At 69.8% G+C, this 6,757-nt stretch carries 3 protein-coding genes; 1 reads left to right on the forward strand and 2 read right to left on the reverse strand.

Going from position 1 to position 6,757, the window contains the following annotated elements; all coding sequences use genetic code 11:
• Nucleotides 1-19: 19 nt before the first annotated feature.
• Complete coding sequence (cas3, locus tag ACN261_RS32290; protein ID WP_425853768.1) at nt 20-2,857, reverse strand: CRISPR-associated helicase Cas3'; 2,838 nt, start codon at nt 2,855-2,857, stop codon at nt 20-22.
• On the reverse strand, nt 2,854-4,767 hold the full coding sequence (locus tag ACN261_RS32295; protein WP_425853769.1) for a UvrD-helicase domain-containing protein: 1,914 nt from the start codon (nt 4,765-4,767) through the stop codon (nt 2,854-2,856). The genes cas3 and ACN261_RS32295 overlap by 4 nt, the downstream gene beginning before the upstream one ends.
• Before the next feature lie 473 nt (nt 4,768-5,240).
• On the opposite strand from ACN261_RS32295, the gene ACN261_RS32300 reads away from it, so the two are divergent.
• Nucleotides 5,241-6,500, forward strand: a complete 1,260-nt coding sequence (locus tag ACN261_RS32300) for a protein kinase domain-containing protein (protein WP_425853770.1) — start codon at nt 5,241-5,243, stop codon at nt 6,498-6,500.
• The last annotated feature ends 257 nt before the right edge of the window (nt 6,501-6,757 follow it).

Below are 6,757 nucleotides of genomic sequence, written 5' to 3' on the forward strand. Positions count from 1 at the left end.
CCCGCGTAGGCGGGGTTTCCTAGCCGGCACGGATGACATGGAGACCCTCGTGAAGGTCGTAGTCGAGATCGAAGGGGCCCACGCGGGCATGGTGGTTGCTATCAATGTCAAGGACGAGCCCGTCAGCAAGCCAGGGGCTCTGTTGCCAGGCGCTGACGTCGACCCGACGCTTCAGCTCGGCGATGACCTCGTCGATCACGTTGGCAGCGGTCATGGCCAGTGGCAACGGCAGGGTGCAGCGGGCGACGGAGCGACCCAGGTCCCACGCGGGCATGGAGTCGACTGGCACAACTACCCCACCGCCGTCGATCCATGGGGGGATCGATAGTCCGTCCGCTGTCCGTACCAGCAGTAGGACCTCGAGTGACTCGCTGTCGCTGTCGCGGACGTGACCCAGTGCCGTGTGGTCGTCGGCCTTGCCGACGCCGCCGGTGAGCCACCCGATGAGCGGCACCCCGTGTTCGGCGACCTCGGCCAGCCGGTAGCCGTCGGCCTGTAACTCCTTCGCGGCGACGTCGTCGCGCTGCTTCGCCTCTGCCTCGACCATCGTGGGCTGCCACGACTGTGGGCCGACGGCCACGTCGCCGTAGGCGTCCTGGGTGAGGGTTGGAATGTCCGCCGGGAGGCGTAGTGGTGCGCCGTCGAGATGCGGCAGGAGGACGGCGGCGCTGCGCAGCAGGGTCGCCGGGTGGTAGACGCGGCGTGAGCCGCTGACCGGTTGCGGCGGTTCGCAGGTCCAGTCGGTGCCGGTGATCCAGCAGCGTGGCGTCGTGAGCCGGTCGGGCCGTGGGCGGGGGTGGCGGTGCAGCCGGCCGATGCGCTGTAGCACCAGGTCGACCGGGGCCAGGTCGGTGACGAGCAGGTCGAAGTCGATGTCGAGGGACTGTTCTGCGACCTGGCTGGCCACCACGATGTGCCGGTGGGGGCGGTTGCCTGCGCCTGGCGGTCCGAACGTGTCGCGCAACCAGCGGTCCTTCGCCGCGCGGTCGACGGCCATGAACCGGGAGTGCGCCACCGACACCGGGAAGTCCGGTCCGAGGGCTGCCCGGAGTGCCGCCGCCGTGTCGTGGACCCGGGCGACCGTGTTCCGTACGACGAGCGCGCAGCCGCCGGTCGTGAGTTGGTCGCGGAGCAGCCTGGCCAGGGTGGGCAGGTCGTCGTCCAGGGGTCTGACCTGCACCTCGATGCTGCGGCCGGAGTCGGCGCAGCTGATGGTCGTACCGCCCCGCTCCGCTCCCGATGCGGTCACCAGCGGGTAGCGCAGGTCGCTGCGTACCGCCGCGTAGTGGTCGACGACCGACTTGCCGCGATCGCGCCAGGTGGGTTTCGGTGGTGGCCCGAGCCGTCCCCTGTCGTAGGCCGCCATCAGGTCGGCGCGCCGCTGTGCCGGCAACGTCGCGGAGAGCACCACCACCGGCACGCCGTAGGCGGCGAGCCACTCTAGCGCGCGGTCGAGGAAGCGACTCATGTAGACGTCGTAGGCGTGTGCCTCGTCGATGACCACGATCTTGCCGGCGAGGCCGAGGTGGCGTAGCACCAGGTGTCTGCCGCGCAGCGCCGCGAACAGTAGCTGGTCGATCGTGCCGACGACGAAGCTGGACAGCAGGGTCCGCTTCGGTCCGGCCAGCCAGGCGTGTACGCCGATGTCGGCGCCTCCGGCGTCCTGGGCGATGCCGGTCGGTAGCGTCGTGGTGCGCAGCTGGTCGTACTCGGGGTTGAGGGCTGCCTTGCCGTGGGCGAGCCGTACGTCGCGGTCGCCTCGGCCGACCTGCGCGTCTGGCAGGCGGAGCAGCCAGGACAGCATGCGGCCGAACATGGCGTCGCTGGTGGCCCGGGTGGGTAGCGCCAGGTAGCAGCCGGCGGCTCCGGTACGGCGGGCCAGGATCTCCACGGCCGCCAGCGCTGCCTCCGTCTTGCCTTCGCCCATCGCTGCTTCGACGATCATCATGCCGGGTGTCGGCATGGTGGTGGCCTGGTCGGCGACGGTCCGCTGCACCGGCCGCGGCACGGCACCGGCGGGTAGTTCGAACCGTGCGCCGAATAGGTCGTCCACACTGGCCGGCGGTGCGACCGGCAGCCATGGTGTGGGGAGGCCCAGCGCCTCCCAGCCGGCGGTCAGCCGGTCGGTCCCGACGTCGTCGAGGGTGTAGGGGAAGAAGTCTTCGTTGCTGGCGATCCAGTCGGCGACGATGACGAGGCCGGTGAGTGCGGCCTGCACCGGTTGGGAAAGTGGGGCGTCGTTCCAGGCGGTGAGTCGTTCGGTGGCCCCCGCCCGGTCGGTCATCCAGGTCAGCAGTTCCTGCTGCACCTGCCGCCAGGCATGGTTGCCGAGCAGGTGGGGACGGAACTGCACGTCGCGGAGGTTCTCGTCGGTCGGTGGCACCCCGTGGTGGCCGCCGACCACGATCGCGTACGGGTGCGGGTCGGTCCAGCCCTGCTCCTGCAGCCAGTCGGCCAGCACGATGTGCCCGGCGGTGGCGTGCGGGGCGTACCGGCGGTCGGCGCGGATCAACTCCGGGTCGTAGCGGAGGCCCTGGTGGCGCATCTGCTCGGCCAGGTGGGAGGCCTGGCAGGCGAAGGCGGGTGTGGCTTTGCCGATGTCGTGTACTCCGGCCAGCCACACCGCGAGGGTCCGGGCGTCCGGGTCCCCGCCGGGTAGCTCGTCGGCGATGCGTCGGCGTACGGCGGGACTTAGCCAGTGGTCCCACAATCTGCCGGCGACGTCGGCGGCGTCGGCCAGGTGTCGCCACAGCGGCAGCCAACCGACGGGGGAGGTGCCCTTGCGGTCGGTCTTGCCCCAGACGGACCGTGCCGCCTCGCCGAGTTGCGGGGCACCGGTGGCGAGCTGCGTGCTCACTGCGCGACCGCCGGCAGCAGCGGGCTGGGCGTTCCGCTGTGCGACAGGTAGAGCATGTCGCGGGCCCGGGTCAGTGCCACGAACAGTAGGCAGCGTTCACGTTGCAGGTCCTGTTTGTGGGCGTGGGGGTCCTCCGCGGCCGAGGTGATCGCGTGGGGGGCGGGTAGCACCCCGGCGTCGAGGCCGACGATCGCGATGCACTGGAACTCCAGCCCTTTCATCCGGTGCATCGTGGCGACCCGTACGCCGTCGATGCCCCGCTTGTCGTCGGCGACGGGGATGTGGGCTTCACTCAGGGTCCTGCTGATGGTCTTGACCAGTTGCCCGGTGCGGGCGGCGACGCCTATTGCGTGGGGTTCGACGTCCTGGTCCAGCCAGGTTCCGACCCGTTCGATGAGCGCTTCGAACTCGTTGTCCCGGCTGCCGTGCGGTGACAGAACGGGCGGCTGGCCACGGGTGATGGACCGGTAGCCGCGCAGGCTGTCGCCGTCATCGTCCAGGCCGGTGGTGGCTTCGCCGTTGAGGACCCGGACCGACAGATCCAGGATCTCGTGGGTGGTGCGGTAGTTGACGGTGAGCCGCCGGGTCCGCCCCCGCACTTCGATGCCGAGTTGGGCGAGTGACACCTGGCTGTCGTAGATGCGCTGGTAGGAGTCGGCGAGCAGGAACATGTCGTTCGGTCCGGGCGTGACGAGAGCGCGGAGCAGCCGCCACTGCGCCGGGTGGAGATCCTGCCCTTCGTCGACGACGACGTGTCGGTATCGCGCGGGGGACTGGCGCGCGATCACGGCCGCGTCGTCGGCGAGCTGGGTGTGCGTGCGTAGGCGGCGCTTCGCCAGGTCACGTTCGGCGGCGACGATCGTCGCCCACACCTGCTCGCGTTGAGCCGCCCGCAGGCCTTCGCCCCGGCCCTTGCGGGGGGCGTCGCGGTACGCCTGCAGCGTGGTCAGCCGCTGGGCCAGGACCACCTGCTCCCATTCCCGCCGGAGGAACGCGCTACTGAAGGTCGTGACCCGGCCAGCGCGGTTGACATAAGTCGGCCCGTCCTTCGCCGCCACGTCCCAGAGTTGGTCCAGCACCTCGGCTTCGGCGACCACCACCTTCCGACCGCTGCGGGTGACGATCTCGTACGCCAGCTTGTCGACGCTGACCACGTCGATGCGGGCCCGGACCATAGGGTCGTCGGTGAGTCGGTAGAGCTGTCTGTCGAGTGCTTCGGCGAGCGCACGGGTGAACGTGGTCAACAGCACCTTCGACCCGTCCTGCGGCAGCCGCTGGGCGAGGAAGACCGCCCGGTGCAGTCCGGTGACGGTCTTGCCGGTGCCGGCGCTGCCGGTGACCAGCGCGGGGCCGTTGTAGGTCTCCCGGTAGGCGACATCGCGTTGCGTGGGGTGCAGGAAGGTGCGCCACACGTCGAAGGGATGGGCGAGGATCGCGGCCAGTTCCACCGGACCGGAGACGAAGGCGATCCGTTCCGGGGTGCGGCGGGCCGCCGCCACGAGGTCGTCGGTGTCGACGCCCGACACGACGCGGTCGGCCACCTCGGCCCAGACCTCCTCGACGGGCATGCCGCTGGCCAGCCCGTTGAGGACGTCCAGTTGAACCTCAGGCAGGCGTCGACCGAGGCTTTCCAACTGCCGGTCCGTGCTGATGAGGCGCAGCAGGGGCAGCAGGTCGGCGTCCACGCCGAGGCGGACGAGGTCGGCGTTGGAGATGCCGTCGAAGAGCCCACCGGCGGGTGGCCGGGACGGTGTCGTCGAGGCGAACTCTTCGATGCCGGCCTGGTCACGCATCTCCAACACGCCGAGGACCTGGTTGACGGTGAACCGCCGGCTCACCGCGAAGGCGATGGCGTCGTCGTGGGGGAGGACGTCGAGGAGCACGTACTTCTGCTCACCGAGCGTAGCCACGACGCCCTGGTATGAATGGTCGATGGGGATGAGGTGGATGTTGGGGTCCCGCGCTCCGGACAGCTTTTCCAGAGGCAGACCGGCGTGGGTGTGCTCGGCAAACTTCCGTATGGCCGCAATGACGGCACGTTGCACCCGGCTTTGCAGCCGGGCATAGGCGGGAAGAAACCCCCGATCGATGGCCAACTCGGCCATGCGTCCCTCCGTCGTTCATCGCCTGGGACACGCCAGGGCGCCAGTTCCCGGCGCGATACAGGTAAGGCGGCTGCGGCCGGCCTTGACCCGCGCGAGACGCGGAAGAAGGCTCGTCACGTGGGCCGCTGACGCCGACGCACAGTGAATCAGCTTGTGAAGCGTGTTTGCAACGCCTATCTTAGTGCTGTCGGTTCACCGACACTCCCGTGGTCCCGAGGGCGGTCACCATGGCTAAGCTCAGCGCCGTGCTGACGGGGAAACGTCTCAGGAATCGGTATGTGTTGGGCCGCTATCCCCTGCCGGGCAGCGGGATGGGTGAGGTCTGGGTGGCGCGGGACACCCGACTTGAGCGCGACGTCATCGTGAAGTTCGTCCAACCCGCGCAGCTCGACGTGGAGCTGATCCGTCGGTTCCGGCGGGAGGCACTCCTGACCGCCCGACTCGACCACCCTGGCGTGCCTGCCGTCTACGACCTCGACGAGCACGACGGCCGGCCGTACGTCGTCCTGGAGAAGATTGACGGGATCACGCTGTCGACCCTGGTCGACGAGCAGCATCCGGTGCCGATCGGCTGGGTGGCCGCCATCGGTGCACAGATCAGCAGTGTTCTGATCGCGGCCCAGCAGATCGGCCTGGTGCACCGGGACATCAAGCCGAGCAACATCATGCTGGACCCGAGAGGTGCCGTGAGGGTGCTGGACTTCGGCCTGGCCGTCATGCGCGACGACGACCGCTACTCGCGGATCACCGAGACGGGCCAGAGCCTCGGTACCGTCGGCTACATGGCCCCCGAGCAGATCCTCGGCGAGCCCGCCGACCACCGCACCGACCTGTACGGCCTGGGTGGCACCCTGTTCCACCTCCTCACCGCCCAGGTGCCTTTCGACGGCGACACGACCACCACCACGCTGCGACACCAGCTCGACGACCCGCCGCCCCGCGCGGCTGAGCTGCGTCCCGAGATCCCGGCCGTCCTCGGCGACCTTGTCGACTCGCTTCTCGCCCATCGACGCGAGGACCGGCCGGCCGGTGCCAGCGAGGTGTACGCCGCGCTGGCGCCGTTGGCCCTGGACCGGCCGGCGCTGCCGGGGGTGGTTACCGACAGCGTCGGTGCCGTACAGGGTTACGCCGCGGTCGTCGGCGGAACCCCGCAGCCCGCCCACCGCGTCGCAAGTCCGGTCCCATCATCGGTGCTCGACCCGGAGCGGGTGGCGCAGCAGGCGGACCAACTGTTCGCCGCCGGCGAGTTCCGGGCTGCGGCACGTCTGTGGCGGAGCCTCGTCGAGCACCATGTGCAACGCCACGGCGACGACCACCCCGCGGTGTTCGGCTTCCGCCTGAACACCGCCCGTGCTCACGCCTCGCTCGGTGAGCACGGGCGGGCACTACGTCAGCTCAACGACCTACTGCGTGACCAGATCCGGTTGGTCGGTGCCGGGCACCCGAGTGTGCAGCAGCTACGTCAGGAGATCGAAGCCGTGGAGGAGAAGTCGGCGTCGTCTCCCCGCTCTCGATCCGTACCGAGCGTGGGTCGCTGAACTCCCGGGGCAGCAGTGCTGCCTTCTGCTCCGGGAACCGGCCGCTGCCGTGGTGGAAGATCAACGCGCAGTTCTGCCCACGGGTCTCCGTGGTCAGCGCGCGCCGGGCGAGCGGTGAGTACATCAGGCTGTGTTTCCACCAGGCGGCTTCCTCGCCGTGGCGGTCGAAACCACGGCCGCTGGCGGCATGCCCGAACGCGTCGTGCACCGCGCGGAACATGTCGTTCTCGCCGTCGCTGAGATAGGGGTGCGCGTTG

The organism is Micromonospora sp. WMMD723 (genome assembly GCF_049863385.1).
In the GTDB taxonomy this organism is placed as follows: domain Bacteria; phylum Actinomycetota; class Actinomycetes; order Mycobacteriales; family Micromonosporaceae; genus Micromonospora; species Micromonospora wenchangensis.